Origin of the sequence: Kocuria sp. CCUG 69068 (assembly GCF_020833785.1) — a bacterium.
Classification (GTDB): domain Bacteria; phylum Actinomycetota; class Actinomycetes; order Actinomycetales; family Micrococcaceae; genus Kocuria; species Kocuria rosea.
Genome location: NZ_PDDL01000270.1, coordinates 1 through 617, shown reverse-complemented (window position 1 = coordinate 617; position 617 = coordinate 1). Strand labels below are relative to the sequence as shown.

General features: G+C 79.1%; 1 protein-coding gene. It reads right to left on the bottom strand.

Annotated elements, in window-relative coordinates; all coding sequences use genetic code 11:
• Positions 1-423: 423 nt before the first annotated feature.
• On the bottom strand, positions 424-617 hold a 194-nt coding region (locus CRM73_RS19470; RefSeq protein ID WP_229588836.1), incomplete at its 5' end, for a DUF4244 domain-containing protein.

Below are 617 nucleotides of genomic sequence, written 5' to 3'. Positions count from 1 at the left end.
CCGGGCCGAGGCCCGCGCGGCCTCCTCGTAGCGGATCAGGGTCATCCCGGCCGCGGCGGCCGCGAGGAGCACGGCCAGGAGCAGCACGAGGGCGGGCAGCAGCACGGCCGTCTCGGCGGTGACGGCGCCGCGGTCCGGCGGCACCGGCCGCGGCGCGGACCGGGACCTGGGGCCGCGCGGCGACCACGGACGGAGGCGGGAACCGACACGCCACCGGGAAGCACGGGAACGGGGTCGGGACGGCGGACGAGACCGACCACGGGATGAGCATCGGGGGCGGTGGGCGGGCATGGTGGACTCCTCACGGGCAGGGCGCACGGCGGCTCGGGTTGCTGGGACCGGCGGCCAGGACGGACGGGGAGGACGCTCCCGCGGGGTCCGCGGCGCCGGGGACGGCACCACGGACCCCGCGGGAGCAGCCGCTCAGACGCCGAGCGCCTTCTCGATGATCGCGGTCAGGAGCTCGCGCACCTGGCCGGAGGAGAGGACCGCGGCCATGACCCCGCCGAAGGCCGCCGCGGCGAGCACGACCATGGCGTACTCCACGGTGGTCGCACCGAGGTCCGGGTCCCCGGCCCGGACGAGCGGGCGGGGCGGGGCGCCGGTGGCCCGGCGGG